Raw genomic sequence first — 24,496 nt, 5'->3', positions numbered from 1 at the left:
GCCCCGGGGACGCGGGCGACGCGCGCCCGGGCCCGTTCAGGCGGTGCCGGGCCAGGCCCCTTCGGCGATGTCCTTCCACGCCGGGACGGCGATCTCGGGGTGGAACTGCGACAGCAGGCCCGCCGGGAACGAGAACAGGGGCGCCTTGGCCGGGTTGCGGACGGCCTGGGCCGTGATCGCGCCGGTGAGCTCGGCGCCGCAGTCCAGCCGGGGGAACGCGGCGTTGGCCCGTTCGGCCAGGTCCGCGGGGACGGCCTCGGCGCCCATCCCCGTGACGTCGATGCCCGCCCCGGCGTGCAGGAGGGCGATCTCCGGGCGCATCCGGCCGGCGATGCCGACGCTGGTGTGCAGCGCGATCGACTCCCACACGACGCGGGCGCGGTCGAGGGCGAGGCCGCGGCCGCGCAGGAACGCCTCGGCGGTGTCGGCGCCGTCCACCTCGAACCGCTGGTCGCCGTCGCCCTCGGGCGTCAGCCCGGCGTCGTGCAGGACGCACGCGAGGAACAGCAGCTCGTCGTCGTAGGCAGCGCCGGGCCGCAGCCCGCCCGCCTCTCCGGCGGCGCGGCCGAACAGGTACGTGCGGACGCTGTGGTTGGCGAGCGTGGCGCTCTCGTGCTCGTACGCCCAGTCGAGGGACTGGCGGGCGAGGTCCGTGTCGGGGAAGCCGAAATCGGCGAAGTGATCAGCCATGCCCCGATCCTCGGGCCCGTTCCCCCGGCCCGACAGTGACCGGAACGACGATGTGCGCTACGTTCTGGCCATGCAGCGCGCGCACGTGGTGGCGGTCCTCGCGATGGACGGGGTCGTGCCGTTCGACCTGTCGGTGCCGTGCCAGGTGTTCGGGTCGGCGCCCGGCCCGGACGGCGCGCCGCTGTACGAGACGCGGGTGTGCGCGCAGACGCCGGGGGTGGTGACCTCGGCGGCGTTCGGGCGGATGCGCCTGGAGACCCCATGGGGCCTGGACACGCTCGCTCGGGCCGACACGGTCGTGGTCCCGGGCCACGACGACTTCCTCGCCGAGCCGCCGCCCGCCGTCCTGGACGCGCTGCGCGCGGCGGCGGAGCGCGGCGCGCGGCTCGCGTCGATCTGCGTCGGCGCGTTCGCGCTGGCGGCGTCCGGGCTGCTGGACGGGCGGCGCGCCACGACGCACTGGGTGCACGCGGCCGCGCTCGCGCACCGCCATCCGCGCGTGGAGGTCGATCCGGCGGTGCTGTTCGTGGACGAGGGGGACCTGCTGACGTCGGCGGGCATCGCGGCGGGCATCGACCTGTGCCTGCACCTGGTGCGGCGCGACCACGGCTCGGAGACGGCCGCGCGGACGGCCCGGTACGTCGTGATGCCGTTGCAGCGGGACGGCGGGCAGGCGCAGTTCATCCGGCACGAGGACCCGCGCGACACCGGGACGGCGCTCCAGCCCACGCTCGCCTGGCTGGAGGCCAACCTGCACCGCCCGCTGACGCTGGACGACATCGCGCGGCAGGCGGCGACGAGCGTGCGGACGCTGACGCGCCGGTTCCGCGCGCAGGTGGGGACGACGCCGCTGAAGTGGCTCGCGCGGGCGCGCGTGCTGCGCGCCCAGCAGCTCCTGGAGAGCACCGACCTGCCGGTGGAACGCGTCGCGGCGGAGGCGGGGTTCGGGTCGCCGGTGACGCTGCGGGCGCACTTCGCGCGCGCCGTCGGCGCGTCGCCGCAGGCGTACCGCAGCGCCTTCCGCGCCCGGGGCGGCTGACCGCGCCGTCCCGCGCGCGGCGGGCTCGGGCGAACGGGTGACGACGTTCACCGGGGGCGGGCGTGGAACGTACCGAACGACATTCGGTAGCGTGGGCGGCAGACGATCGGAAGGACGGTGATCCATGCCCCCCGGCGGCGCCTGCATCGCGGGCCTCGGCATGACCGAGCTCGGCAGGGTGTACGGGCGCAGCCCGCGGCGGTTCGCGGCCGACGCGGTGCGGCTCGCGGTCGCCGACGCGGGCCTCGCGCTCGGCGACCTGGACGGTCTGCTGGTCAGCCACGGGCTCGGCGGCTCCCCCGGCATCGAGCTCGCCGACACCCTCGGCCTGAAGGACCTGCGGCTGCTCACGCAGATGAACGCCTACGGCGCGACCGCCGGGGCGATGGTGTCGTACGCGGCGATGTCGGTGCTCAGCGGCGCGGCGTCCACGGTGGCGTGCGTGTTCGCCGACGCGCCGCTGAAGCCGAAGCAGTCGGCCGGGTCGGCGTACCAGCGGGACGCGCCCGAGTGGTACGGGTTCGGCGGGATGACGGCGGCGCTCGGGTTCCGCAGCGTCAACGCGTTCTACGCCCTCGCCGCGCAGCGGCACATGGCCCGGTACGGCACGACCGCCGACCAGCTCGGCGCGATCGCGGTCGGCACCCGCGCGTGGGCGGCCCGCAACCCGCTCGCCCAGATGCGGGAGCCGATCACGCTCGACGACCACCGCGAGTCCCGGTGGGTGGCCGAGCCGCTGCACCTGCTGGACTGCTGCATCGTGTCGAACGGCGCGATCGCGGTCGTCGTCACCGCCGCCGACCGGGCCCGCGACCTCGCCCGCCCGCCCGTCCACCTGTGGGGCTGGGGGCAGGGGCACCCGGGGATCCGCAAGGAGCGCGGCAGCGAGTTCGGCCTGACGACGGGCGCGGCGGCGTCGGGCGCGGTCGCGATGAAGATGGCCGGGGTGACGGTCGACGACGTCGACGTCTGCGAGCTCTACGACTGCTACACGTACACGGTGCTGGTGTCCCTGGAGGACTACGGGTTCTGCGCGAAGGGCGAGGGCGGCGCGTTCGCCGCGTCCGGCGCGCTCGCGCCCGGCGGGTCGCTGCCGACCAACACCGGCGGCGGGCAGCTCTCCAGCTACTACATGTGGGGCATGACGCCGCTGTCGGAGGCGGTGATCCAGGCGCGCGGCGACGGCGGCGAACGCCAGGCGCCCGCCAACGACGTGATCCTGGTCAGCGGCAACGGCGGCATCCTGGACCACCACTCGACCCTGATCGTCAGCCCGCACGCGAAGGGGGCCTGAGCATGGACATCGGCGTGCTGCGCCGCGACGGCCGCACCGACCCGTTCTTCGACGGGACGGCGCGGGAGCGGCTGGTGGTCAGGCGGTGCGAGGCGTGCGACCGGTGGTTCGCGCCCGACGCCGCGGGCTGCCCGGGCTGCGGCGACGAGGAGCTCGGCTGGGCCGAGGCGAGCGGCGACGCCGCCCTGGTCACCTGGACGGTCACGCACGGCCGCCCCGCCGCGGACGGGACCGTCCCGCCCCGGCCGTGCTCGCGCTGGTGGAGCTCGCCGAGGGCCGTGGCTGCACGCCCGCCTCGACGGGGCCGAGCCCGGCGCGCTGCGCGAGGGGCTGCCGCTGCGGCCGTCCTACCGGCATCCGGCCGAGGGCGAGTCGTACATCCTCTTCACCCCCGCCTGACCTGCGGATGATCTCCGGCGGGCGAGACTGGGGGTCATGGAACCGGCTGTCCTGTACCCGCCCATCGAACCGTACGACGCGGGGTTCCTCGACGTCGGCGGCGGCCACGAGCTCTACTGGGAGACCTGCGGGAACCCGGAGGGCAGGCCCGCCCTGTACCTCCAGAGCGTGCCGGGCGGCGGCTGCGGGCCCGTGCACCGGCGGCTGTTCGACCCGGACGCGTACCGGCTCGTCATGTTCGACCAGCGCAACTCGGGCCAGAGCCGTCCGCACGCGGGCGACCCGGTGGCGGACCTGACCACCAACACGACCGCGCACACGATCGGCGACATCGAACGGCTCCGCGAGCTGCTCGGGATCGACCGGTGGCTGCTGTTCGGCGGCGGGTGGGGCAGCGCCCTCGCGCTCGCGTACGGCCAGGAGCATCCGGAGCGCGCCACGGGTTTCGTGCTGCGCGGCGTCCGGCTCTACCTGCCCAACGCCGAGGCGTGGTTCCTCGGCGCCGCCGGGGTCGCGCGCCTGTACCCGGAGATCTGGGAGGCGTTCCGGCTCGCCATCCCGGAGGCCGAGCGCAGCGACCTGATGAACGCCTACGCGCGGCTGCTGGCCGACCCCGACCCCGCCGTGCACCTTCCCGCGGCGCGCGCGTGGATCCTGTGGGAGGACGTCACCAGCACGCTGATCCCGCGCGAGCCCGAGGAGGACGAGGACGCGCGGTCCCTGCTGGCGGTCGCCCGGGTCGAGAACCACTACTTCCGCAACGGGTTCTTCTTGCAGCCGGCGCAGCTCCTGCGCGGCGTCTCGGCGATCAGCCACCTGCCCGCGGTCATCATCAACGGCCGCTACGACCTGCTGACCCCTCCCGACGCGGCCTGGCGGCTGCACCAGGCGTGGCCCGGCTCGGACCTGCACCTGGTCCCGGCCGCGGGGCACTCGTTCGACGAGCCCGGGATCCTGGAGCGGCTCGTCCAGGCCACCGACGCGTTCGCCGCCGAAACCTGAGGCCGCGCCGCCGGGGACTGGGGCCGGGGGCTAGGGCGGGACCGCGGCGGACAGGGACTGGACCGAATCGGGTTCGGGTCGTTAGCGTCGGGCCATGCGCACCGATGTCTGCGACCGCCTCGGGATCGAGTTCCCGCTGTTCGCCTTCAGCCACTGCCGCGACGTGGTCGCCGCCGTCACCAACGCCGGCGGGTTCGGCGTGCTCGGCGCCGTCGCCTACTCCCCGAACGGCTCGACGAGGAGCTGCGCTGGATCGACGCCCACGTCGGCGGGCGCCCCTACGGCGTGGACGTGCTCGTCCCGGCGAAGATCGACGACTCGGCGGAGCGGGCCGCGCGAGGGGAGGGCGGGCTGGACACGATGCTCGCGGCCGTCCCCGAGCAGCACTGGTCGTTCCTGGTCGATCTGTTCGGCAGGTACGACGTGCCGCTGCCCGACTTCGAGAAGGCCAAGCGCGCCGGGACGAGCGCCAGGGGCGCGGGGACGCAGGTCACCGCGCGCGGCGCGACCGAGCTGATCGACGTGTCGCTGGCGCACCCGATCGGGCTGATCGCGAGCGCCCTCGGCACGCCGCCGCCGCTCATGGTGGAGCGGGCCAAGGAGCGGGGCGTGCCCGTCGCCGCGCTCGTCGGCACCGCCGAGCACGCCCGCCGCCAGGTCGCCGCGGGCGTGGACCTGATCGTCGCGCAGGGCGGCGAGGCCGGCGGGCACACCGGCGAGATCTCCACCATGGTCCTCGTCCCCGAGGTCGTCGACACCGTCGCGCCGCTGCCCGTCCTCGCCGCGGGCGGCATCGCGACCGGGCGGCAGATGGCCGCGGCGCTCGCGCTCGGCGCGTCGGGCGTGTGGTGCGGGTCGGTCTGGCTGACGACCGAGGAGGCCGAGACGCCGCCGCAGGTCAAGGAGAAGATGCTCGCCGCGACGTCGCGCGACACCGTCCGGTCCCGGTCGCGGACCGGCAAGCCCGCGCGGCAGCTCAGGTCCGCCTGGACCGACGAGTGGGAGGGCCCGGGCAGCCCCGGCGCGCTCGGCATGCCGCTCCAGATGATCATCGCGGAGGGCGCGATGCGGCAGATCAACAAGGTGGCCGAAACCGGCAACCCGGGGCCCGCGCGCTCGCCAACTACTTCGTCGGCCAGTGCGTGGGCCAGATGAACGCCGTCCGCCCCGCCCGCCAGGTCGTCTACGAGATGGTCGAGGAGTTCGCGACCGCGCTGGAGCGGCTGAACGCCATCACCGCCGGCTGACCGGCAGATCGCAAACGGGTCAAACTGCACAGTGCTGGGGCAACAGGGCGAATACGCTTCGCTTCCGAGTGACCCGAACCCGACTCGGCGACTCCGAAAGGCGAACCGTGGCCGCCTCCCCAGCGCACGGACCGGCGTCCGGTCCCGGCCCCCTCGCTCTCTTCGACCGCCTCACGCAGAGCCTGCCGTGGCGGCTCAACGTCCGCCCGTTCCCCGTCCTCATCCTCGAACCGGGTGAGGACGGGGCCCCGGAGGAGCGGTTCCTCGACGCGTTCAAGCGGTCCGCGACGGAGCTCGGCCTCCCGTCGGTCTCGCCCGCGCCGGGCTCCGCGCCGCGCGAGGCCAACGCGGTCGACCTGGTCGACGCGATGGCCCAGCCGCTCAAGTGGAACCATCCGCAGCCGCATTTCGTACGGTTCCGGTTCCCCCGCTCGGCCCTGGTGGCCTCGATCGAGGAGGCGGGCGGGCGGCCCCGCGAGGTCGGCGCGCCCGTCCTGCCGTGCCGCCGCTCGCCCGTCGCCGCCGTCCAGGCGTGGAACGCGGCGGCGGGCCTGTTCGACCGGCGGGGCGGGCCGTTCGGCGTGCAGCCGTGGTGGCCCGCGATCGGCGCGCTGCTCGCGGTCGTCGCGGGCGGCATCGCCGAGCAGTCGTCCCGCCGCAGCCTGGTCGCCGCCGCGGCCTGCATCGCCGCGGCGCTGCTCGTCCTCGCCGCGCTCAGCACGCGCCGGATCTGGCTGCCGGTCGTCTCGCACGTCGGGTTCGGGTCCCGGTACCGGTGGCTGGCCAGCTCGTCGTTCTTCGGCGTCCTCGGGGAGAGCGGGGTGGACGAGCAGGGCGGCGGCGTCCAGGGCGGCTTCGAGGACCGCCTGCACCGCGTCTTCGAACGGCTCTCCGAGGACGACGCCGCCGGGTTCCTCCTCCAGCTCAAGACGTTCGCGCTGCTGGAGGACGTCCGCGACAACTACCGCAAGGCGTCGTTCGGGCTGCGGGGCTTCAAGCGGACCGCGCCGCCCGTCGCGTTCCTCGCCGGGATCACCCCGGACAACGGCGGGTTCGACGTCGTCACCGCGCTCAGCGACATCCGCAGCCGCCGCAGCGAGCTGCACCCGCTCCTCGTCATCGCGTCCGTCGGGCGCGACAGCGTCGCGGCGCTCGACGCCCTCACCCAGTCGCCCGACGGACGCCTCGCCCCGCAGGTCCGGTACGAGCGCTGGCGCACGAGCCTCGGCACCGCGCAGGGGCCCAGCCAGGAGGTCGCGCTCCCCTGGCTGCTGCGCGTCCCCGTCGCGGGCGACCCCGCGGGCGGCGACGCGCCCGCGCCCCGCGTCCGCCGCCGCCCCCGCTGGACGTGGGTGTGGTCGGTGCGCAGCCTCGCCGCGTCCGTGCTGGTGTTCGCCGCGGCCGCGACGTACGTCCAGTCCGACCTGCGCTCCACCTACTGCACCGTCGGGCTCCCGTTCACCTGGAACGCCGACACCCGCCTCCAGACCAACGACAACGGCACCCGCGAGTGCGTCGGCGTCTCCACGGGCGGCGTGCGGTTCGAGCGCAGGGCCAAGAGCATCGGGCTGGACGGCCGCGACCACGTCCCGTCCGGCTCGAACACCGGCGCGTCCCTCACGCTCGCCGACCTCCAGAGCCGCATCAAGTCCGAGAACGACGCCGTGGCGCGCAGCGGCGAGCCGTACGTCACGATCGTGCACGCGGGGGTGTTCACGGCGAGCGCCGGGCAGGGCGAGCTGACGCTCAGCAGCGTCCGCGAGCTGGCCGGCGCGTACCTCGCGCAGCTCCGCACCAACCGCGTCGAGCTCGGCGCGGGCACCGGCAGCCCCTGAAGGTGCGCCTGCTGCCCGCCAACACCGGTCAGGACATGAAGTTCGCCGACGAGATGGTGGACCGCGTGCTGCACCTCGCGCGCACCGACCCGACCCTCGTCGGCGTCGCCGGGATGGGCCGCAACACCGCCTACAGCCAGACCGCGATCACCCGCCTGGCGAACGCCGGGCTGGCCGTGCTCAGCACCGTCAACTCCTCCGACCAGCACCCCGGCCTGCCCGGCTACTACGGCCTCGCCGCCACCGACCACCAGGAGGCGCTCGCCACCCAGGCCGCCGTCCGCCGCGAGCTGCGCGGCAGGCCCGTCGCCAACGCGCTGGTCGTCCAGCGCGCGCCCGGCCCGTCCAGGGACGCCTACAGCAAGGAGATCGCCGACGACGTCACCGCCGTGCTGCGCCCCCGCGACTCCGAACGCGTCGTCTACCAGGGGGCCGGCGACCTCGCCGGGCAGCTCCAGTCGGCCTGCGAGAAGGCGCGGACCCCGTTCACCCTGGTCTACTTCGCCGGGCGCGCCGAGGACATGAACGCCCTGATGACCGGCCTCGCCGACGGGGGCTGCACCCGCCGCCGCCTCGTCCTGGTCACCGGCGACGACATGACCAAGGTCCGCTTCGGCAGCGGCTCGCTGGACATCCCGATCCCGGAGACGGTGACCGTCTACCACACCGCGTTCGTCCACCTGCCGACGCTGCTGCGCGGCAACGGCGACCGCACCAACCGGTTCCTCATCCTGGCCCGCAACGAGCTCGGCGTCGGCCGTCCCCGCGCTTCCCCCGACGATCCGCTGCTCGCCGACGGGCAGATGGCCCTCACCTACGACGCCACGGCGGTCCTCGCGCAGGCCGCGCAGCGGGCGTTCACCACCCTCGGCCTGAACCGCGCCGGGCCGCACCGGGTGGCGGGCAGCGCGTCGGTCACCTCCGGGTCCGTCCTGCTCGAGCTCGCGCGCTTCTCCACCCTCACCGCCGCGACCGGCGCCATCGACTTCACCCGCGACGCCCGCGGCCCCGACGGGCCGAAGAACCGCGGCCTCGCCCTCGTCAGGGTCGCCCTCGACGGCTCGGGCCGCGCCGTCTCCACGCCCGTGTGCGGACGGCTCAGCGGCGGCAAGCCGTTCCCCGGGCTCTCCCCCTGCCCCGCGCGCTGATCGCCCCCGGCACAATAGTGTGCGCCGCACTGTATAGTGTCGGCATGACCCCGGACGAGCTGATCCACGGGCAGGCCCAGGAGCTGCGCCGCGGCACCGTCGTGCTGGCCTGCCTGGCCCTGCTGGAGGAGCCGCAGTACGGCTACGCGCTCCTGGAGACGCTCACCGGCGCCGGCGTCGCCGTCGACGGCAACACCCTCTACCCCCTGCTGCGACGGCTGGAGAAGCAGGGCCTGCTCACCAGCGAGTGGAACACCGACGAGTCACGGCCGCGCAAGTTCTACCGGGTCAGCCCGCTCGGCTCCCGGGTGCGCGCCGGCCTGGTCCGCGAATGGCGGGACCTGACCGCGTCCCTCGCACGACTGACCAAGGACGACGCATGACCGCGAACACACTGACCGACCGCTACGTGCGCGAGGTCGCCCGGAGGGTCCCCGCCGGCCAGCGCGACGACATCGCCACCGAGCTGCGCGCCACGATCGCCGACACCGTCGAGGCCCGCGACGCCGAGCCGGGCGCCGCCGAACGCGAGGTGCTCACCGAGATGGGCGACCCCGTCCGGCTCGCCGCCCGCTACGCCGACCGGCCGCTCGCCCTCATCGGCCCCGACCTCTACCCCGCGTACACGCGGCTGCTGGTCACCCTGCTGACCACCGCGCTGCCCGCCGTCACCGCCGTCGCCGTCGGGTTCGACGTCCTGGACGGCAAGGACGCCGGCTCGCTGGTCGGCACCGCGGTCGGCACCGTCCTCACCGTCGGCGCGCAGATGATCGCCTGGGTCACCGCCGGGTTCGCGCTCGTGGAACGGTCCCGCCACCGCGACCGCGCCCTCGCCGCCACCCGCGCCTGGACCCCCGACGACCTGCCCGCCGCCCCGAGGAACGACCGGCGCGACATCGCGGCCTGCGCCTCCGCCGCCTGGCACGCGCTGCTGCTCGGCCTCATCGTCTGGCAGCACACCGCCGAGCCGTACCGCGCCGACGGCCGCCGCCTCCAGGTCCTCGACCCGGACCTGTGGACGGGCTGGATCTGGCCCGTCCTCGCCGGGCTCGCCGGCCTCGCCGCGCTCGACCTGGCCCGCTTCGCGACCCGCGAGCGGCCCCTCGCCCTCGCCGCCTGGTACGCCGCCGCCCAGGCCGCGTTCACGCTCCCCCTCGCGTGGATCCTCTACCGCCACATGTTCTTCGACCCCGACTTCCTCGCCCACGTCAACGGCGGCTGGAAGACCCCCGACGCCTTCTACACCGGCGCGGCCCTGATCGTCCTCGCCATAGGCGCCACCGACACCCTCAAACACTTCCGCGAATCCCGCTGACCCTCAGGGTTTGAGGGCGGCACCGAATTGCCGGTATGAACGGCCTTCCGGATCAGCCCTTCGGCGGAAGGATCTCGATATGCAGATGCCCACCGTCCGCCAGTTCGTGGGCGACCGCGACGGGCCGCCCTTTGCGGAGATCTCCGAGTGCCGCGACGATCTCGGACCTGGAGTACAACCCGTGATCGGAAAGCGCCCGCCTCAAGAACTCGACCGCGCCTTCCGGAGTTCTCCAGTCCTCGGCGGGCACGGTGCCCCGCGCGGCCTGCCGGGGCCCCTGCCAGGCGTAACACGCCCATCGCTTCGTCATGGGAGAACTCTAGAGGTCCAGGGCTCCCCGCTTCACCTCGGAGACCAGAACCACCGCCGTACGGCGGCCCAGTTCGAGCACCGGACCGTACGGATCCTTCGAGTCACGAACGCCTACGACCCGGGATGTCGCGGAGAGTTCCACGCAATCATCCCAATCAGGACTGTAGGTGGACTTCTTCCACGCCATCGCACGCCAGTCGAGGGACATCATCGTCCTCCTTTTCACGGAATTCGGAGTGACCGGTATTGCGCGCCCCGCTCAACGGGAAGCGCAATCACGCGTACACCACCGAGTTAACCTTCCGCGACGTGCGCGTACCAGAGCACAATTCCGGACTTCGCCGGTCTGGACATCTCGCCGCCGAGCCACCGCACGGCGCGCCCCGCCTCAGGGTTTGAGGGCTACGGCGCCGTACATGTGCCTGATGGGGTCGTCCGGGACGGGCGGGTGGTCCGGGTGCCAGTGCGGGACCGGGACGACGCCCGGCTCGACCAGTTCCAGGCCCTCGAAGAAACGCTCCGTCTCCGCCCTGGTGCGCATCTTCATCGGGATGCCCTGCGCCTTGTACGCGGCGACCCCGGCCGCGAGCGGGCTCGCCTCGTCCGCCTCCGGAACGACCGACAGCGCCAGCACGCTGCCCGGCGCCAGCGGCTCCATCAGCCGCCGGACGAGCCCGAGCGCCTCGTCGTCGTCGGTGAAGAACTGGAGGACGGCGATCACCGTGAGGGCCACGGGCCGGTCGAGGTCCAGCGCCCCGCGCGCCGCGTCCAGGATCGCGCCGGGCTCGCGCAGATCCGCGTCGATGTACGCGGTGCGGCCCTCGGGCGTCCCGGCCAGAAGCGTCCGCGCGTGCGCGAGGACCATCGGGTCGTTGTCCACGTACACCACGCGCGTCTCGGGCGCGATCTCCTGCGCGGCCTCGTGCAGGTTGGGCGACGTCGGCAGTCCCGTGCCCACGTCCAGGAACTGCCGGATGCCCAGCTCGCGCACCAGGAACCGGGTCATCCTGACCATGAAGTCGCGGTTGGCGCGCATCGCCACCGGCAGCGCCGGAAGCCGCCGCGCGATCTCCTCGGCCGCCGCCCGGTCGGCCTCGTAGTTGTCCTTGCCGCCGAGCATGTAGTCGTAGATCCGCGCGGTGTGCGGAACGTCGGTCCTCAGCCCGGCGTCGGCGGTCTCCTCGCTCACAAAGATCACCGTACGGCCGTCCGCGCGCCCGGGACGCGTCACGCTCCACCCCTGACCGGTAGCGGCCCCGCGAACCGCATCCACACCGTCGTCCGCTCCCCGTCGGCCCGCACGCCCCAGGCGTCCGCGAGCGCGTCGATGATCCGCATCCCCCGCCCGTCCTCGCCGAACGGATCGTCGCGCAGCACCGGCCGCTGCCCTCCGGCCCCGTCGTCCGTCACCTCCGCGACCAGATCCCCCGCCGCCACGAACCGCACCGTGACCGTCCCGCCCCGTCCCGACGCGGTGTGCTCGACGCCGTTGACGAACGCCTCGTTCACGCACGTCTGCACGTCGTCCAGCGCGGGATGCCCCTCCCCCACCGCGTCCCGCGTGAACGCCCGCACATGCGCGGCGGACCGCTCCACCCCCGGCAGCGTCAGCGACGCGATCACACACCTTTCACCCGAGCCCGTCATCGGCGGCATCCTGGCAGCCCCTTTCCTCGACGCCCCGCCAGGCTCGTCGCCGTCCGTGATCAGGACAACGCGTTCCGTGCCGCGCGCGACGATCCCTCATTGAAATTTGAGGGAACGCCTCTTACCCGGCGATCGACTCCGCACCGTGACACGCTGATCACATGCCGGACGCATCGCCCTCCACCGTCCGCCTCCGGAAGATCGGCAGATCTCTCCGCCACCTGCGGGAGGAGGCGGGCCAGACCCTCAAGACCGCGGGCCGCCATCTCGAACGCTCGGGCTCGTCCCTGAGCCTCATCGAGAACGGCCTCCAGCCCCTCCGCCTGCGCGACCTGGAGCACATCCTCAACCGCTACCGGGTCCCGCTCCCCGAAAGCGCCGCCCTCATGACCCTCGCCGAACAACAACAGCAATCCGGCTGGTGGGACGCCTATAAGGACTTCATCTCCCACGAAACGCTGGACCGCGTTTCCCTCGAATTCAGCGCCTCGCGCATCGTGACCACCGAGACCACCTTCATTCCCGGCCTGCTCCAAACGGAGGACTACACCCACGCGCTGAACCGCGCAGGACTGCCCGACGCCCCCGCAGCCGTGGTGAGCCGTTACGTCGATTTCCGGCTCCAGCGACAGCAGATCCTCAAGCGTCCCGACCCCACTCATCTGTACGTCACCCTCGACGAGGGGGCGCTACGTCGCATCCGCGGAGGACGCTACGTCATGCGCGCCCAGCTAAAGAGGCTGCTCAACGAGTCGGAGCAGGAACACGTGTTCCTGCGCGTCCTGCCGTTCACCGCCGACGGTGGCCCCCACTACGTCGGCCACTTCCAACTCGTGGACATCGGAACGCCGCCGATCCTCAGCGTCGTCCTGGTCGACCATCTGACGGGCCACTGGATTCTGGAGGACGAGGCCCAGGTGGAGCGATTTCGAGAGAAGTCCATCCTGGTCGAGCCTTCGACGCTTTCCGAAGCCGAGTCGCGGACCTTGATCCAAAGCGTAATGTCGGATCTATGACGGGACCGGACCTCACTCACGCCAGGTGGCGAAAGAGCAGCCACAGCGGCTCCCAGGCGGCAGAGTGCGTCGAGGCGGCCGGGATTCACCGCGGCGTAGCCGTCCGGGACTCCAAGGACCCGGACGGGCCGGTCATCAGCATGGACGGCCGCGCCTGGCGGTCGTTGCTGGACGCGCTGCGGGACGGACGCTAGGTTCCCGCCGCGCTGACAGCGCGCCCGCCGCACGTACGCCGGGTCAGTCGTCGTTGGACGTGGCGCGTTCGGCCTTCCATTTGGCGATGACGGCCTCGGCGAGTTCCGGGGAGATCTCCACGTAGTCCTGCTCGTTGTGGCCGAGCCAGTGCAAGCGGAGAAATTCCGTGGGATGCCAGTGCATGTCCCGGTGAAACATCTCGTCCGTTGACAGCGGCTCAGTGTGGATGCGCCGAACGAGACCCGACGGCCGATCGGGCGGGTAGCCGTCGTCCACGATGGCGTAGTACGTGATCTCAGGCGTGCTCTCTCCCGGCCCATCAAGACGCACCAGCGCACCAACCGCCGCCTTGGCGCGAACTCTAACCGGCTGAATACTGTCGAAGCATGACGTACTCCATGCAGCCATGCCCTGCGTGGCGCAAGAGCAGCCGCAGCAATTCCGACCACGCAGAGTGCGTCGAGGTGGCCGGGATCCATCACGGCGTGGCCGTCCGGGACTCCAAGGAGCCGGACGGGCCCGTCATCTGCGTGGATCGCCGGGCCTGGCGGTCGTTGGTGGACGCGTTGAGGGACGGGCGCTAGTCGCGCGGGGGACTCACGCGTGGTCGGAGCGGGGGTTCGGCCGCTGGTGTCTGGTGCTCATGGCGTGGAAGACCTTTTTCGGTTCCCAACGGGTCTCGTCGAGCATGCGGACGACGCCGTAGGAGGCGATGTCGCGGTCGCGGGGCTTGTCGTAGTTGGCGAACGAGAACCACAGGGCGGTGTCGACGCCTTCGCCTTCGAAGATGTCGAGGAGGTCGTTGAGGTAGCGCACCTGCTCGTCCTCGTCCGGGATCGCTCCTTGCGGCGGCTGCCAGGCCATGCCGCCGAGGTCGCCCGCGCCGCGGTAGGCGCAGGTGCCGTACTCGGTGATGGCGACGGGCTTGCCGTGGGAGAGGGAATCGCGCAGGCGGGTACGGAAGGTGTCGGCGTTCTGCGCGGTTCGGTAGGCGTCGATGCCGACCAGGTCGAACGGGTCCCAGTCGACGGGCTCCCAGGGGCCGGAGGCGTAGGTGATCTGCCCGCCGAAGTGGGCGCGCGCTGTCGTCGCGGCCCGGGCGAGGAAGGCGTTGAGGCGTTCGGGAACGGGTCCTAGGGACGCCCACCATTGCAGGTCGGCGGTGGCCATGGCCTGGAGGCGGTCTAGGTGGGTGTCACCCGGGAGGAAGCCGTGGGCGAAGGCGCTGAGCTCGCAGCCGGTGACGAGCGCCACTCGCGCGCCGTCCTGCCGCAGGGCCTCGGCACGCTGCGCGCAGTCGGAGAAGAACGCCAGGATCTCCTCTGGGGAAAGGTCGGCGGGGAACGGGGAGAGCCACACTTCGAGGCCGGTGTCGGCGGCGTGCCGGGCGGCGGTGCTCAGCCGTTCGGCGTCGCGGCCGGAGATGCGCACGGCGTCGCAGTGCAGGTCGTTGGCGATGACCGCCATGTCGTCCCGGACTTGGACGGGGTCGAAGGTCTTTCGGGTGAGGCGGCGGCCGGGGAAGGTCCCGGTGTCGTAGTTGATGCCACGTGCGCGCACGTCAGTGCCCTTCCGCATGGGTGAGTCCGTGTTCCAGCAGGTCGAAGGCCAGCTCGACGTCCCGGGCCAGGGCGCGGTCGGCGTCCTCGGCGGACGTGCCGTCCAGCAGACGCTGGAAGTGCGTTTCCTGGAGGGTGAGCAGGGACGCGGCGATCTGGGCGGCCATCAGCGCGGCGGCCGTGGGGCCGTACTCGTCGGCCAGGACCTGCGCCAGCGCCTCGCGCTGCTGGTAGAGCAGACCGTTCGCCGCGGTCTGGAGTGCAGGGCTGTCCTGGATCACGCGGACGCGCGCGAGCAGCGCGGCGAGGTCAGCCTCCGGCGTCCGTCCGGCGGCGAACGCGCGATGGTGCGTCCGTAGCGCTGCCAGGAACGTCTGGCCGGCCGAGCGCCGGGCGACGATCCCCGCCAGGTCGTCGTCGCCCACGCCGTGGAGGGCGAGTGATTCCTTGGTCGGGAAGTACGCGAAGAGGGTCGCCTTGGCCACCTCGGCGGCCTCGGCGATCTCGTTGACCGTCACCGAGTCGAAACCGCGCTCGGTGAACAGCCGCAGCGCCACCGCGGCGATCCGCTGCCTGGTCTGTTCCTTCTTGCGCTCGCGAAGGCCTGTCACAAAATAATCATACCTGGTTTAATATTGAACTCGGTATGAATTTCTCGCGCGGTCCGAACGCCGCGGGTGGTCGGCTCGGTCAGCAGGTCCGGGTCGTTCTGGCCCGGGCCTGCTGACCTGGCCGCGTTGGTAGGAGCGGCGCCCGCCACGGGCGGGGCGCTGCCAAGGGTCGTCCTCGGCGGTTTCAGGGTGGGGTCGTTGTCTGGAAGCGGCTTCGGGCGAAGACCATGGGGGCTGCGTCGGGGCGGTGGATGGCGGCGTCGGCCACGGTGCCGACGATCAGGCTGTGGTCGGCGACGGCGATGCGTCGTTCCACGTGGCAGTCGAAGGTGGCCAGGCTTTCCGTGAGCACCGGGTCGCCCGTTACCGCTGAGGGCTCCCAGTGGACGGTACGGAAGGGGTCCTCGGCGGGGTCCGAACGGGCGAACAGTTCCGCGCAGTCGCGCTGGTCGGCGGCGAGGATGTTGACCGTGAACGTCGCCGCCGTCCGCAGGATCGCGTGGGTGTTCGTGCCGTGGTGGACGGCGGCGAGCACCGAGGGCGGGCTCAGGGACAGCGACATGACCGCGTTCGCCGTCATCCCGTGCGGCCCGGCGGGGCCGGTGGTCGTCAGGACGGTGACGCCCGTCGGGAAGTGCCGCATGACGTCACGGAACCGCTGCGCGCCGGTGACGGCGCATGCCTCGATCACCACGCGGGCTCCTCGGGCTCGGGACCGGCGAGGGCCGGGAAGTGCGGGACGACCTCCTCGGCGAGCTGCGCGACCACTTCGGCGGCGGGCCGCGAACCGTGCTGTACGCCGAGGGCCGCGTGGTTCACGCCCCGTTCCTGCCAGCGGTGCAGCAGTTCGATCAGCCCTTGCGAGCCCGTCCGGAGGACGAAGCCGCCGCGCAGGGGCGTCGGGGGAACGGCGGGGTCCTCGGTCAGGTCGATCCACTCGTTGGTGGCGACCGGCTTGAACCGGCCGTTGGGGACGAGTTCCCGCCAGGCCGCGATCTTGCGGGCGAGCGCGTCGACGGCGGTGACCGCGTCCGGGGAGCCGGGGTAGACGAGCCAGCCGTCGGCGTGCTCGGCGATCCACTCCGGCTTCTGCTGCGAGGAGCCGGTGACCAGCAGCGGGACGCGCCCGTTCACCGGCTTCGGCAGCAGGTCGACGCCGCCGCCGACGCGGCCGAGCGAGGAGGACAGGGCGGGGGCCGTCGTCTCGGTCAGCGCGCGGAACCACTCGAACGCCTCCCGGTAGCGCTCTCCACGCGAGCCGTGGTCGATCCCGTAGGCGGGGAACTCGGAGGCGCGGTCGCCGGACGCCGCGCCGAGGACGAGCCTGCCGCCGCTGAGCCGGTCGATCGACGCGGCCTGCTTGGCCAGGTCGACGGGGTGGCGCAGCGTGAAGATCGCGCTGCCCGCCGCCAGCGACAGGCGCCGGGTGTGCGCGGCCAGCCACGCGAGGTAGGTCCAGGGGTCGAAGACCTGCCCGACGTCCCCGAAGCCGGGGTCGAGCAGCGGGACGTCGCGCACCCACAGCGCCGCGAACGGCGTCTCGTCGGCGCGCTTGATCACCTCCGCCTGGCCGGACATGGCCCTCATGTCCCCGCGTACTGCCACAGCGGCAGGAACAGGCCGACGGTCAGCCGTCCGGGAGCGAACATGCGCCCGAATCCGGGGTGGGCGGCGAGCGAGTCGGTCATGGCACCTCCAGTTGATCGATCGATCAAGACGGAGGCTAGCAGACTTGATTGATCGATCAATCTGGTAACCTCGCGGCCATGGAAGCGACGCAGCGCCCGGCGGCCGAGCAGGCGGAGGGGGCGGGCGAACGCGACGGCACGCGCGCCCGGCTCGTCAAGGCGACGGCGATGCTGCTCCAGCGCCAGGGGTACGAGGCCACCACCGTCAAGCAGATCCTCAAGGAGGCGGGGGCCGCCTACGGCTCCCTCTACCACTTCTTCCCGCAGGGCAAGGAGGAGCTGGCCGCCGAAGCCCTGCGGTTCGGCGCCGACGACTTCGCCGACCTGCTCCGCCGCGGCCTGGCCGCCGCCGACGACCCCGCCGACGCGGTCGCGAACTGCGCGCTGTCGATGGCCGACGCGCTGCGCACGTCCGCCTGGCTCGACGGATGCCCGGTCGCCGCCACCGCACTGGAGATCATCGACCGGTCGCCGCTGATCCAGCGGGCCTCGGACGAGGCGCTGCGCCAGTGGCGCGAGCTGATCGCGGCCAAGCTCCGCGACGGCGGCCTCCCCCGCGACACCGCGGCGGCGCTCGCCTGCACCGTCCTGTCCACGCTCGAAGGAGCCGAACTCCTCAGCCGCGTCTCCGGCGACGACTCCCCGATGCGCTTCGCGGCGGAACACCTCGCGACCCTCGTCCGCGCCAGCCGCTGACGCGCCGCTTTCGTCCGCGTCCCCCTCTGAACGCCCCGGCGCGATGAGTTCCGGCCACTTCGACAGTCTGTTCTAGTGCCGTACGACGCCGCTCGAACGAGACGCCACGGAGGACGCATGACGACCACACCGGACAACCCCGCCACCACGCTCCCCGGCCGACCCCCCATCACCGACCTCGCCACCTGGCAGGCCGCCCGCGACGAGCTCCTCGTCCGCGAGAAGGCCCACACCCGCCAGGGCGACGCCCTCGCCGCGGCCCGCCGCCGGCTCCCGATGGTCGAGTTCGACGGAACGGTCGAGGTCGTCGGACCCGACGGCCCCTTCCCGTTCCTCGACCTGTTCCAGGGCCGCGACGAGCTCGTGGTCTACAAGCACATGTGGTACGACGGCGCGCCGCACCAGGGGCAGTGCGAGGGCTGCACCACCGCCGCCTGGCACCTGAAGGACGCCGCCTACCTCAACGCCCGCGGCGTCTCGTTCGCCCTCCTCACCACGGGCCGGTGGGACGAGGTGGCCTCCTTCGTCGCGTTCATGGGCTACATCCAGCCCTGGTACTCGGTGCGCGACGCGGACGAGCCGGTCGGCGGCAGCATGGGCTACCTCACCTGCTTCCTGCGCGACGGCGACCGCACGTTCCTCACCTACTCCACGACGGGCCGCGGCACCGAGCGGATCAACGGCTCGATGGGCCTGCTCGACATGACCCCCTACGGCCGCGGCGAGGCGTGGGAGGACAACCCCGAGGGCCGGCCCGAGGGACGCCACGCATGCTGGTCCTGGCGTTCGGACGCCGACGGGAACCCCGACTGGGGCCCGACCAGCCGCCCCGTACCGCAGTGGACCCGCCCCGGCGTGACCCCGCCGACACCCTCGGGCGGAACGGCCACCACCGCTGACGCGCCTCGGCGACTACACGACGTCCGCCACCGGACGGGGCTCCTCGGCACGTTCGACCGGGGGACGGGGCCGTAGTCGCGCCCGAGGAGCAGCAGCGGCGTGGCCAGGACGAGGACGCCGGCGATCGCGATCGCGGTTCGGGGGCCGGTCGCGGCGGCCAGCAGTCCCCACACGGCGGTCATGGCCGCGATGGACGCCTTGCTGGTGACCGACCAGGCGGACAGGACGCGGGCCACCCGGCCCGCGTCCGTCTCCTCCAGCCGGTAGGTGGCGATCACCGGGCTGAACACGCTCCCGCAGACGATCAGCCCCAGCTCCACGGCCATGACGAGCGCCAGACCCGCCGCGCCCGGACGGACGAACGCCAGCCCGAGCAGCCAGCACCCGCGCAGCGACCCCGCGGCCAGCAGCACCCGGTGCCGCCCGAACCGCGCGACGAGCCGCGACGCCAGCCGCGAGCCGACGAGACCGCCGACGCACGGGACCGCGAACGCCAGGCCGTACTGCCACGGCGCGAACCCGAGGCGGCCGACCATCAGGACGGCCAGCAGCGGCGACGTCGCCATGATCAGCCCGTTGACCAGGATCGTGTTGAACAGCAGCGGACGCAGCCCGCGGTGGGCCAGGATGTACCGCCACCCTCGAACAGCTCGCCGGCGCGGTGCCGCGGCTCCGCGCTCCGTACGGGCCGCGGCTCCCCGCCGCCGATCGCGCGGATGCCCACCGCCGACAGCAGGAAGCTGACCGCGTTGGCCGCCAGGGTCGCCACCGGGCCGAACGCCCCGATCGCGGCCCCGCCGAGCGGCGGGCCGAGCATCGTCGCCGTCCAGGTCGTCGACTCGAACCGGCCGTTCGCGACGAGCAGGTCCTCCGGCCGCACCAGCGCCTTCAGGCACGCGCCGCTCGCCGCGGTGAACGCGATGTCCGCCGCCGCGACGACCACCGACACGGCCAGGAGCTGGACGAACGTCAGCCATCCGAGCACGTACGCGGCGGGCACGCTCATCAGCGCCGCGAACCTCACCAGGTCCATCCCGATCATCACCGGGCGCTTGCGGCGGAACTCCACCCACGGCCCGAGCGGCACCGCCACCGCCACGCCCACCGCGAGCCCCGCCGCCGCCAGCGCCGACACCTGCGTCGGCCCGGCGTCCAGCACGAGGATCGCGATCAGGGGGAACGCGTCGAACGCCAGCCACGTCCCACACGTGCTGACCGCGTACGCCGCCCAGAGCCACCCGAACCGCCGCCCCAGCGACCGCCTGCCCACCATGCCCAACGCCCCCGCCCCGTCCCGCCGACCCGCCAGATCCAAGCAAGCGCCGGGCGAACGGATCAAACAACCGCCCGGCCGCGAGCCACAACGAGACGTTGTACGGTCAGGCGGCGTGGACCTCAACGCCGTGCGCACCTTCGTCGCCGTCGCCGACGCGGGCCAGTTCCAGGAGGCCGCCGCCGACCTGTCGATCACCCAGCAGGCCGTCTCCAAGCGCGTCGCCGCGCTGGAGAAGGACCTCGGCGTCCGGCTGTTCGCCCGTACGGCGCGCGGAGCCCGCCTCACCGTCGACGGGCAGGCGCTCCTCCCCCACGCCCGCGCCCTCCTCCAGGCCGAGGAGCGGGCCGCCGCCTCCGTACGCCCCGGCCGCCGCGCCCTCCGCGTCGACGTGATCAGCCGGCGGCTCGCCCCGGGCGGCCTGCTGCGCGGCTTCCACCGCGCGCACCCGGGGGCCGAACTCGACGTCGTGACCCACCTGCACGACGCCGACGCGGCGATCGAGGCCGTACGGTCCGGCGAGATCGACGCGTCCTTCCGCGCCGTCACCGCGCCCGCCCGACGGCTCCCCGGCGGCGTCCGAGCCGTCCGCGTCCTCGACGAGCCGATCCAGCTCCTCACCGGCCCGGCGCACCGCCTCGCCGAGGCCCCCGCGGTCGCGCCCGCCGACCTGGCCGGGCACCGGATCTGGATGCCCGGCAACGTCGCCGGAACCGAATGGGCCGCCTTCTACGACGACCTCGCCGCCGCGTTCGGCCTCACCGTCGACGTGACCGACCCCGACTTCGGCAGCGAACCGCTCCTCGACATGCTCGCCGCCTCCCCCGCCCTGGCGTCCTTCGTCGGCGACCAGACCCACCTGCTCTGGCCCGCCCACTACGACCTGCGCCGCATCCCCGTCCAGCGCCCGACCCCCGTCTACCCCCACTCCCTCCTCTGGCGCCCCGACAACCCCCACCCCGCCCTCCCCGCCCTCCGCCACCACCTCGGCTCCCCCGTCCTGCCCCGAGAGCTGGACTCCGGGCTGGGCGCACCCCTCCCGTAAGGCCGCGCCCGTTCCGCCAAGGCGCCGGCTTCCCGAGCGGTTGACAAATGGGTGAGTACTCACTCATTCTGAGGACGCAGACGTTTTCGCCGGTCAGGTGGGGAGTTCGGGATGTACAGCGAGTTGGACGGGCAGGTCGTGGTGGTCACCGGGGGGTCGCGCGGGATCGGGGCCGACACCGCGCGGGCGTTCGCGGGGCAGGGCGCCAGGGTCGCCGTGCTCGGGCGCGACCGCGCGGCCCTCGATCAGGTCGCCGCCGACATCGGCGGCCTCGGGCTGGTCGCCGACGTGACCGACCTCGCCGCGATCGAGGACGCGCGCCGGCGCGTCGAGGACGGCCTCGGGCCGGTCACGATCCTCTGCGCGTTCGCGGGCGGCGGCATCGCGCGGCCGGGGCCGACCGCCGACATGACGGTGGAGGAGTGGCACTCCGTCGTGGACGGCAACCTCACCTCGACCTTTCTCACGGTGAAGAGCTTCCTGCCCGGGATGCTCGAACGGGGCGCGGGCTCCATCGTCACGATGTCGTCCTCGGCGGGACGGCTCCCGTCCAACCTCCCGGGCGCGAGCCCCTCCCTGGGCAACCCCTGGGGCGCTCCCGTCGCGTACGAGGCCGCGAAGGCCGGTGTCCAGGCGTTCAGCAGGCACGTCGCCGCGGAGGCGGGCCCGCGCGGGGTCCGCGTCAACTGCGTCGCGCCCGCCGCGATCCGTACGGAACGCACCGCCCGGCTCATGCCGCCGGACATGCGCGACGCCGTCGCCGCCATGCACCCGCTCGGCAGGATCGGGGAGACCAGCGACGTGGCGGACGCCGCCCTGTTCCTCGCCTCCGACCGGTCCGCCTGGCTGACCGGGCTCACGATCGACGTGGCCGGCGGCCGGATCATGCTCTGAGCGCGGCCCGCGCGGCGGCCGGCGGCGCGGCGGCCGGCGGCGCGGCGGCCGGCGGCGCGGCGGCCGGCGGCGCGGCGGTCAGGCGGGCTGGGCCAGGGAGCGGCCGGGGCCCTTCTTGATCTGGTCCACGAACAGGCGGGTCAGCGCCTCGTGGCCCTTGACGGTGGGGTGGAAGCTGCGCGGCTCGGCGGACAGGGCCGACAGGCTGACCCCGAGGCCGTTCATGTACGGGTCGGAGCTGCCGACCTCGTGCCCGGCGAACGCGCTGTAGGCGTCCACGAACTCGACGCTGCCGAGGCCGCGCTCGGACACGATCCGCGCGTCGGCCTCGGCGGCCGTCTGGCGGATCAGCTCCCCCAGCTCGTGCGCGCGGGCGTTGAGGAAGCGCTGGTCCTGGAGGGTGATGTTGTCGCCGTCCGCGCCGTCCACCTCGGAGAACGCCCGCGGGTAGCCCATCATGATCACGCGGGCGCGGGGGGCGCGGTCGACGATCTCGTCGACGAGCGCGGGCAGGGTCTGGCGCAGGGTCGCCATCCGGCCCGCGATGTCGCGGCCCTGCTCCTCGCAGCTCTTGCTCCACGGCAGCTTCACCACGCACCCGGTGAGGATCTTGGAGAAGCCCACGTCGTTGCCGCCGATGCTGATCGTGACGAGGCTCGTGCCGGCGTTCAGGCGGCCGAGCTGCGGCGGCTCGCCGTCCTTGCCCTTCCGCACGTCCTCGGTCGTCGCGCCCGAGCAGGCCCAGAACGAGCTGCCGCCCGCGAACGGGAACGCCTTGGAGACGGCGTGGTAGTACGCCTTCGACGTCCGGTGGCAGCGTTCCAACGGGTTCTGGTCGGAGAGGCTCGCCTCGGCGCCGACGCCCGACGAGTACGAGTCGCCCAGCGCGACGTACGCGCCCCGGGTCGCGACCTCCACGGGCGTCAGGGCCCGGCCCTCCTGCTTGGCGACCGGGTCGGCGCGCACCTCCGGAGCCGGCTTGCGGCACCCGCTCCCGAACACCTCGCACCGCACCGCGGGCATCGCCACCAGCGGAACGACGCCCAGCAGCAGGAGGAACGCGAGGACGATCCCGGCGATCCCGCGCTGGCCCAGCCGGTCCCCCACCGCGCCGAGCCGCCGGTTCAGCGCGCTCGGCCACGACCGCGGATCCGTCATCGTCCTCCCCTCTCCCGCATGGGCAGACGTCTCTGGAACGCCACAGGTTCCCGCCTTTACATTGTAGATCACATAACTCCGCGGGGAACGCCGGAAGCCCCTGCGCCAAAGGCTTCACGATACTTCTCAAGCCCACCTCGACCCCCGGTCATTCCAGGGCGCACCACCGCCGGACGGACACTAGGGTCCTGGCATGGACGCCGCCGACGACCTTCTCCTCCGGATCGGGGCCGACCGGGAGCTCTCCGGCTTCCTCGCCTGGCCCGGCGACTTCGACCTCGAACGCCGCGACCCGGTCGAGGACCTGCGCCTCCCGACCGGAGCGCCGCTGGCGCCGATCGCCGGGGACGGCGCCGGAGGCACGTTCTTCCTGTGCGGCGAGCCGGGAACGGCGCGGCCCGTCCTGTACGCCGACTCCGAGGGCGGCGCCGCGCTGATCGCCGCCGACCTGGCCGAGGCGCTCGCCCTGATCGCCGCGCACCCGTACTGGCGGGACCTCGGGAACGGCCACTCCCCCGCCGACCTGGAGGCGGAGCTGATCGAGCACGACCCCGGCTATCCGGCCAGGCGCGACCGGGCCCTGGCCCTGCTCGGCGCCGTCCCCCCGACCGCCGAGGAGGCCCTCGCCCGGCTGCGGGCCTGCGCGGCGCGCACCGTTCCGGACTTCCGGCCCATCGCGCGGCACCAGGACGCCGCCGGGCCGTACGACTCCGCCTACACCGTCCTGTTCCAGGACTGAGACCGCTTCACGGACATGCCGCGGGACGGCCGCCCCTCACGGACTTCTAGCCGAACGGCTACATCCCTGCCGGCGTCCGCCCCAGCCCGTACGGCGGCGCGGCGTCCTGCCCGCCCGTCACGCCGTCCCGGCGGATCGCGGACGCGACCGGCCGCCCGTCCACCCCCGGCCGCAAGGAGTACGACGGCTCGCACCGGGTACGGCATGCGCACGCCGGCATGGAGGCCGGCACGGCGACGGGGCGTGCTCGTCGCCCGCGTCCGCCACCCCTGACGCACCCGCGAGGCTCCACTTCACTACCGGCTACACACTGTCGCCATCAGGCGACCCTCCGCTATAACTGCGGTACTTCGCAGGTCCGAGCAGAGGGAGAAGCCGTGAAGAACCCGTTCGACCGTATGCCCGGGGCGGCGACCGTGACCATCGCCGCCGCGGCCCTGTCGCTGCCCGCGTCCATCATCCTCGGCCCGCCCCCCTCCGTGGCCGGCACCGCCGAGGCGATCCCGTGCCTGCGCCTCGCCGCGCTGTGCGCGTGGAACGGCACCGACGGCCAGGGCACCCTGCACCTGCTCTTCCACACCCAGACGCCCCTCCCGGCCCCGGTGCGCTCCGCCAAGAACCAGACCGACTCGACCTGGTGCCTCTACAGCAAGCCGTCCTTCCAGGGCAGGCACCACCAGATCAGCCCGTCGGCGACCGTCCGCGACCTCGGGTTCGGCGCCCGCTCGGTCCGCCGGGAACCCTGCTGACCCCACCACCGGAGAGCAGCCGGGAGCCGGGCCGGCAAGGCGGCG

General features: G+C 73.3%; 29 protein-coding genes and 2 pseudogenes. 18 read left to right on the top strand and 13 right to left on the bottom strand.

Features of this window, described 5'->3' with window-relative positions; all coding sequences use genetic code 11:
* Positions 1 to 36: 36 nt before the first annotated feature.
* Positions 37 to 690, bottom strand: a complete 654-nt coding sequence (locus GEV43_RS30720) for an HD domain-containing protein (protein ID WP_160823659.1) — start codon at positions 688 to 690, stop codon at positions 37 to 39.
* Between the two features lie 70 nt (positions 691 to 760).
* On the opposite strand from GEV43_RS30720, the gene GEV43_RS30715 reads away from it, so the two are divergent.
* The 9 genes and pseudogenes from GEV43_RS30715 (at position 761) to GEV43_RS30675 (ending at position 9,969) form a co-directional block, all read left to right on the top strand.
* Positions 761 to 1,729 (top strand): GlxA family transcriptional regulator, encoded by a 969-nt coding sequence (locus GEV43_RS30715; protein ID WP_160823658.1) that lies wholly within the window; start codon positions 761 to 763, stop codon positions 1,727 to 1,729.
* Between the two features lie 124 nt (positions 1,730 to 1,853).
* Positions 1,854 to 3,023, top strand: a complete 1,170-nt coding sequence (locus GEV43_RS30710) for a thiolase family protein (protein ID WP_160823657.1) — start codon at positions 1,854 to 1,856, stop codon at positions 3,021 to 3,023.
* Positions 3,024 to 3,025: 2 nt separating this feature from the next.
* Entirely contained in the window at positions 3,026 to 3,433 is a 408-nt protein-coding gene (locus GEV43_RS56435) for a Zn-ribbon domain-containing OB-fold protein (RefSeq protein ID WP_375539066.1), read from the top strand.
* A 25-nt stretch (positions 3,434 to 3,458) separates the two neighbouring features.
* The gene (gene pip, locus GEV43_RS30700; RefSeq protein WP_160823656.1) at positions 3,459 to 4,424 is read left to right on the top strand and encodes a prolyl aminopeptidase; all 966 of its coding nucleotides are present in this window, start codon (positions 3,459 to 3,461) and stop codon (positions 4,422 to 4,424) included.
* Between the two features lie 94 nt (positions 4,425 to 4,518).
* Positions 4,519 to 5,671, top strand: a pseudogene (locus GEV43_RS30695) (NAD(P)H-dependent flavin oxidoreductase).
* Positions 5,672 to 5,778: 107 nt separating this feature from the next.
* On the top strand, positions 5,779 to 7,506 hold the full coding sequence (locus tag GEV43_RS30690; protein ID WP_160823655.1) for a hypothetical protein: 1,728 nt from the start codon (positions 5,779 to 5,781) through the stop codon (positions 7,504 to 7,506).
* A 2-nt stretch (positions 7,507 to 7,508) separates the two neighbouring features.
* A complete protein-coding gene (locus GEV43_RS30685) occupies positions 7,509 to 8,654 on the top strand; it encodes a hypothetical protein (protein WP_160823654.1) in 1,146 nt (381 codons plus the stop codon).
* 44 nt (positions 8,655 to 8,698) lie between these two features.
* Positions 8,699 to 9,037: a PadR family transcriptional regulator gene (locus GEV43_RS30680; RefSeq protein WP_160823653.1), complete on the top strand. Its 339-nt coding sequence runs from the start codon at positions 8,699 to 8,701 to the stop codon at positions 9,035 to 9,037.
* On the top strand, positions 9,034 to 9,969 hold the full coding sequence (locus GEV43_RS30675) for a hypothetical protein (RefSeq protein ID WP_160823652.1): 936 nt from the start codon (positions 9,034 to 9,036) through the stop codon (positions 9,967 to 9,969). Before GEV43_RS30680 ends, GEV43_RS30675 begins: the two co-directional genes overlap by 4 nt.
* A gap of 52 nt (positions 9,970 to 10,021) precedes the next feature.
* On the opposite strand, the gene GEV43_RS30670 is transcribed toward GEV43_RS30675, so the two are convergent.
* The 4 genes from GEV43_RS30670 to GEV43_RS30655 all read right to left on the bottom strand — a co-directional run bounded on the left by GEV43_RS30670 (position 10,022) and on the right by GEV43_RS30655 (position 11,928).
* Complete coding sequence (locus tag GEV43_RS30670; protein WP_160823651.1) at positions 10,022 to 10,279, bottom strand: hypothetical protein; 258 nt, start codon at positions 10,277 to 10,279, stop codon at positions 10,022 to 10,024.
* A gap of 9 nt (positions 10,280 to 10,288) precedes the next feature.
* Positions 10,289 to 10,492, bottom strand: coding sequence for a DUF397 domain-containing protein (locus GEV43_RS30665; protein ID WP_160823650.1), 204 nt, complete (start codon positions 10,490 to 10,492; stop codon positions 10,289 to 10,291).
* Positions 10,493 to 10,669: 177 nt separating this feature from the next.
* Positions 10,670 to 11,470 (bottom strand): SAM-dependent methyltransferase, encoded by an 801-nt coding sequence (locus GEV43_RS30660; protein WP_160823649.1) that lies wholly within the window; start codon positions 11,468 to 11,470, stop codon positions 10,670 to 10,672.
* A gap of 38 nt (positions 11,471 to 11,508) precedes the next feature.
* Positions 11,509 to 11,928: an ATP-binding protein gene (locus GEV43_RS30655; RefSeq protein ID WP_160823648.1), complete on the bottom strand. Its 420-nt coding sequence runs from the start codon at positions 11,926 to 11,928 to the stop codon at positions 11,509 to 11,511.
* Between the two features lie 161 nt (positions 11,929 to 12,089).
* Between GEV43_RS30655 and GEV43_RS30650 the strand changes: the two genes are divergently transcribed.
* Both GEV43_RS30650 and GEV43_RS30645 read left to right on the top strand, forming a co-directional pair.
* Positions 12,090 to 12,944 (top strand): helix-turn-helix transcriptional regulator, encoded by an 855-nt coding sequence (locus GEV43_RS30650; RefSeq protein WP_160823647.1) that lies wholly within the window; start codon positions 12,090 to 12,092, stop codon positions 12,942 to 12,944.
* Positions 12,941 to 13,138: a DUF397 domain-containing protein gene (locus GEV43_RS30645; protein ID WP_160823646.1), complete on the top strand. Its 198-nt coding sequence runs from the start codon at positions 12,941 to 12,943 to the stop codon at positions 13,136 to 13,138. Before GEV43_RS30650 ends, GEV43_RS30645 begins: the two co-directional genes overlap by 4 nt.
* Positions 13,139 to 13,181: 43 nt before the next feature.
* Here GEV43_RS30645 and GEV43_RS30640 read toward each other — a convergent pair whose 3' ends face one another.
* Positions 13,182 to 13,415 (bottom strand): hypothetical protein, encoded by a 234-nt coding sequence (locus GEV43_RS30640; RefSeq protein WP_206681338.1) that lies wholly within the window; start codon positions 13,413 to 13,415, stop codon positions 13,182 to 13,184.
* Positions 13,416 to 13,525: 110 nt separating this feature from the next.
* On the opposite strand from GEV43_RS30640, the gene GEV43_RS30635 reads away from it, so the two are divergent.
* Positions 13,526 to 13,723 (top strand): DUF397 domain-containing protein, encoded by a 198-nt coding sequence (locus GEV43_RS30635; protein ID WP_160823644.1) that lies wholly within the window; start codon positions 13,526 to 13,528, stop codon positions 13,721 to 13,723.
* A 13-nt stretch (positions 13,724 to 13,736) separates the two neighbouring features.
* Here GEV43_RS30635 and GEV43_RS30630 read toward each other — a convergent pair whose 3' ends face one another.
* From GEV43_RS30630 to GEV43_RS30615, 4 genes are all read right to left on the bottom strand, one after another.
* Entirely contained in the window at positions 13,737 to 14,717 is a 981-nt protein-coding gene (locus tag GEV43_RS30630) for a hypothetical protein (RefSeq protein WP_175250167.1), read from the bottom strand.
* Positions 14,701 to 15,309 carry a TetR family transcriptional regulator gene (locus GEV43_RS30625; RefSeq protein ID WP_160823643.1) on the bottom strand — a complete coding sequence of 203 codons (609 nt, stop codon included), beginning with the start codon at positions 15,307 to 15,309 and terminating at the stop codon, positions 14,701 to 14,703. Before GEV43_RS30625 ends, GEV43_RS30630 begins: the two co-directional genes overlap by 17 nt.
* A 184-nt stretch (positions 15,310 to 15,493) precedes the next feature.
* Positions 15,494 to 16,003 (bottom strand): flavin reductase family protein, encoded by a 510-nt coding sequence (locus GEV43_RS30620; protein WP_160823642.1) that lies wholly within the window; start codon positions 16,001 to 16,003, stop codon positions 15,494 to 15,496.
* A complete protein-coding gene (locus GEV43_RS30615; RefSeq protein ID WP_206681337.1) occupies positions 15,997 to 16,887 on the bottom strand; it encodes an LLM class oxidoreductase in 891 nt (296 codons plus the stop codon). The genes GEV43_RS30620 and GEV43_RS30615 overlap by 7 nt, the downstream gene beginning before the upstream one ends.
* A 188-nt stretch (positions 16,888 to 17,075) precedes the next feature.
* Here GEV43_RS30615 and GEV43_RS30610 point away from each other — a divergent pair, with 188 nt between their 5' ends.
* Together GEV43_RS30610 and GEV43_RS47690 are read left to right on the top strand one after the other, a co-directional pair.
* Complete coding sequence (locus GEV43_RS30610) at positions 17,076 to 17,693, top strand: TetR/AcrR family transcriptional regulator (RefSeq protein ID WP_160823641.1); 618 nt, start codon at positions 17,076 to 17,078, stop codon at positions 17,691 to 17,693.
* Positions 17,694 to 17,810: 117 nt separating this feature from the next.
* The gene (locus tag GEV43_RS47690) at positions 17,811 to 18,668 is read left to right on the top strand and encodes a DUF899 family protein (RefSeq protein ID WP_206681336.1); all 858 of its coding nucleotides are present in this window, start codon (positions 17,811 to 17,813) and stop codon (positions 18,666 to 18,668) included.
* 35 nt (positions 18,669 to 18,703) lie between these two features.
* On the opposite strand, the pseudogene GEV43_RS56430 reads toward GEV43_RS47690, so the two are convergent.
* Together GEV43_RS56430 and GEV43_RS30600 are read right to left on the bottom strand one after the other, a co-directional pair.
* Positions 18,704 to 19,219: pseudogene (locus GEV43_RS56430) on the bottom strand (MFS transporter); the annotation flags it as partial.
* Positions 19,162 to 19,866, bottom strand: coding sequence for an MFS transporter (locus tag GEV43_RS30600; protein WP_375539065.1), 705 nt, complete (start codon positions 19,864 to 19,866; stop codon positions 19,162 to 19,164). The pseudogene GEV43_RS56430 and the gene GEV43_RS30600, both read right to left, overlap by 58 nt.
* 115 nt (positions 19,867 to 19,981) lie before the next feature.
* Between GEV43_RS30600 and GEV43_RS30595 the strand changes: the two genes are divergently transcribed.
* Both GEV43_RS30595 and GEV43_RS30590 read left to right on the top strand, forming a co-directional pair.
* Positions 19,982 to 20,911, top strand: a complete 930-nt coding sequence (locus tag GEV43_RS30595) for a LysR family transcriptional regulator (RefSeq protein ID WP_160824878.1) — start codon at positions 19,982 to 19,984, stop codon at positions 20,909 to 20,911.
* A 111-nt stretch (positions 20,912 to 21,022) separates the two neighbouring features.
* On the top strand, positions 21,023 to 21,805 hold the full coding sequence (locus GEV43_RS30590; protein WP_160823640.1) for an SDR family NAD(P)-dependent oxidoreductase: 783 nt from the start codon (positions 21,023 to 21,025) through the stop codon (positions 21,803 to 21,805).
* 78 nt (positions 21,806 to 21,883) lie between these two features.
* On the opposite strand, the gene GEV43_RS30585 is transcribed toward GEV43_RS30590, so the two are convergent.
* On the bottom strand, positions 21,884 to 22,963 hold the full coding sequence (locus tag GEV43_RS30585) for an SGNH/GDSL hydrolase family protein (protein ID WP_160823639.1): 1,080 nt from the start codon (positions 22,961 to 22,963) through the stop codon (positions 21,884 to 21,886).
* 193 nt (positions 22,964 to 23,156) lie between these two features.
* On the opposite strand from GEV43_RS30585, the gene GEV43_RS30580 reads away from it, so the two are divergent.
* Both GEV43_RS30580 and GEV43_RS30575 read left to right on the top strand, forming a co-directional pair.
* Entirely contained in the window at positions 23,157 to 23,702 is a 546-nt protein-coding gene (locus GEV43_RS30580) for a hypothetical protein (RefSeq protein ID WP_160823638.1), read from the top strand.
* A gap of 377 nt (positions 23,703 to 24,079) precedes the next feature.
* Positions 24,080 to 24,451, top strand: a complete 372-nt coding sequence (locus GEV43_RS30575; protein WP_160823637.1) for a peptidase inhibitor family I36 protein — start codon at positions 24,080 to 24,082, stop codon at positions 24,449 to 24,451.
* Positions 24,452 to 24,496: the final 45 nt, after the last annotated feature.

Source organism: Actinomadura sp. J1-007 (assembly GCF_009793335.1).
Lineage (GTDB): Bacteria > Actinomycetota > Actinomycetes > Streptosporangiales > Streptosporangiaceae > Spirillospora > Spirillospora yumaensis.
The sequence above is the reverse complement of the archived record's forward strand: the minus strand, read 5'-3'. Positions and strand labels throughout refer to the sequence as shown.

What these genes read in the sequence shown, in the direction of transcription:
- GEV43_RS30720 (WP_160823659.1), bottom strand. Translation starts at nt 690, where the DNA reads ATGGCTGATCACTTCGCCGATTTCGGCTTCCCCGACACGGACCTCGCC.
- GEV43_RS30715 (WP_160823658.1), top strand. Translation starts at nt 761, where the DNA reads ATGCAGCGCGCGCACGTGGTGGCGGTCCTCGCGATGGACGGGGTCGTG.
- GEV43_RS30710 (WP_160823657.1), top strand. Translation starts at nt 1,854, where the DNA reads ATGCCCCCCGGCGGCGCCTGCATCGCGGGCCTCGGCATGACCGAGCTC.
- GEV43_RS56435 (WP_375539066.1), top strand. Translation starts at nt 3,026, where the DNA reads ATGGACATCGGCGTGCTGCGCCGCGACGGCCGCACCGACCCGTTCTTC.
- pip (WP_160823656.1), top strand. Translation starts at nt 3,459, where the DNA reads ATGGAACCGGCTGTCCTGTACCCGCCCATCGAACCGTACGACGCGGGG.
- GEV43_RS30680 (WP_160823653.1), top strand. Translation starts at nt 8,699, where the DNA reads ATGACCCCGGACGAGCTGATCCACGGGCAGGCCCAGGAGCTGCGCCGC.
- GEV43_RS30675 (WP_160823652.1), top strand. Translation starts at nt 9,034, where the DNA reads ATGACCGCGAACACACTGACCGACCGCTACGTGCGCGAGGTCGCCCGG.
- GEV43_RS30670 (WP_160823651.1), bottom strand. Translation starts at nt 10,279, where the DNA reads ATGACGAAGCGATGGGCGTGTTACGCCTGGCAGGGGCCCCGGCAGGCC.
- GEV43_RS30665 (WP_160823650.1), bottom strand. Translation starts at nt 10,492, where the DNA reads ATGATGTCCCTCGACTGGCGTGCGATGGCGTGGAAGAAGTCCACCTAC.
- GEV43_RS30655 (WP_160823648.1), bottom strand. Translation starts at nt 11,928, where the DNA reads ATGACGGGCTCGGGTGAAAGGTGTGTGATCGCGTCGCTGACGCTGCCG.
- GEV43_RS30650 (WP_160823647.1), top strand. Translation starts at nt 12,090, where the DNA reads ATGCCGGACGCATCGCCCTCCACCGTCCGCCTCCGGAAGATCGGCAGA.
- GEV43_RS30645 (WP_160823646.1), top strand. Translation starts at nt 12,941, where the DNA reads ATGACGGGACCGGACCTCACTCACGCCAGGTGGCGAAAGAGCAGCCAC.
- GEV43_RS30635 (WP_160823644.1), top strand. Translation starts at nt 13,526, where the DNA reads ATGACGTACTCCATGCAGCCATGCCCTGCGTGGCGCAAGAGCAGCCGC.
- GEV43_RS30630 (WP_175250167.1), bottom strand. Translation starts at nt 14,717, where the DNA reads ATGCGGAAGGGCACTGACGTGCGCGCACGTGGCATCAACTACGACACC.
- GEV43_RS30615 (WP_206681337.1), bottom strand. Translation starts at nt 16,887, where the DNA reads ATGTCCGGCCAGGCGGAGGTGATCAAGCGCGCCGACGAGACGCCGTTC.
- GEV43_RS30610 (WP_160823641.1), top strand. Translation starts at nt 17,076, where the DNA reads ATGGAAGCGACGCAGCGCCCGGCGGCCGAGCAGGCGGAGGGGGCGGGC.
- GEV43_RS47690 (WP_206681336.1), top strand. Translation starts at nt 17,811, where the DNA reads ATGACGACCACACCGGACAACCCCGCCACCACGCTCCCCGGCCGACCC.
- GEV43_RS30600 (WP_375539065.1), bottom strand. Translation starts at nt 19,866, where the DNA reads ATGGTGGGCAGGCGGTCGCTGGGGCGGCGGTTCGGGTGGCTCTGGGCG.
- GEV43_RS30590 (WP_160823640.1), top strand. Translation starts at nt 21,023, where the DNA reads ATGTACAGCGAGTTGGACGGGCAGGTCGTGGTGGTCACCGGGGGGTCG.
- GEV43_RS30585 (WP_160823639.1), bottom strand. Translation starts at nt 22,963, where the DNA reads ATGACGGATCCGCGGTCGTGGCCGAGCGCGCTGAACCGGCGGCTCGGC.
- GEV43_RS30580 (WP_160823638.1), top strand. Translation starts at nt 23,157, where the DNA reads ATGGACGCCGCCGACGACCTTCTCCTCCGGATCGGGGCCGACCGGGAG.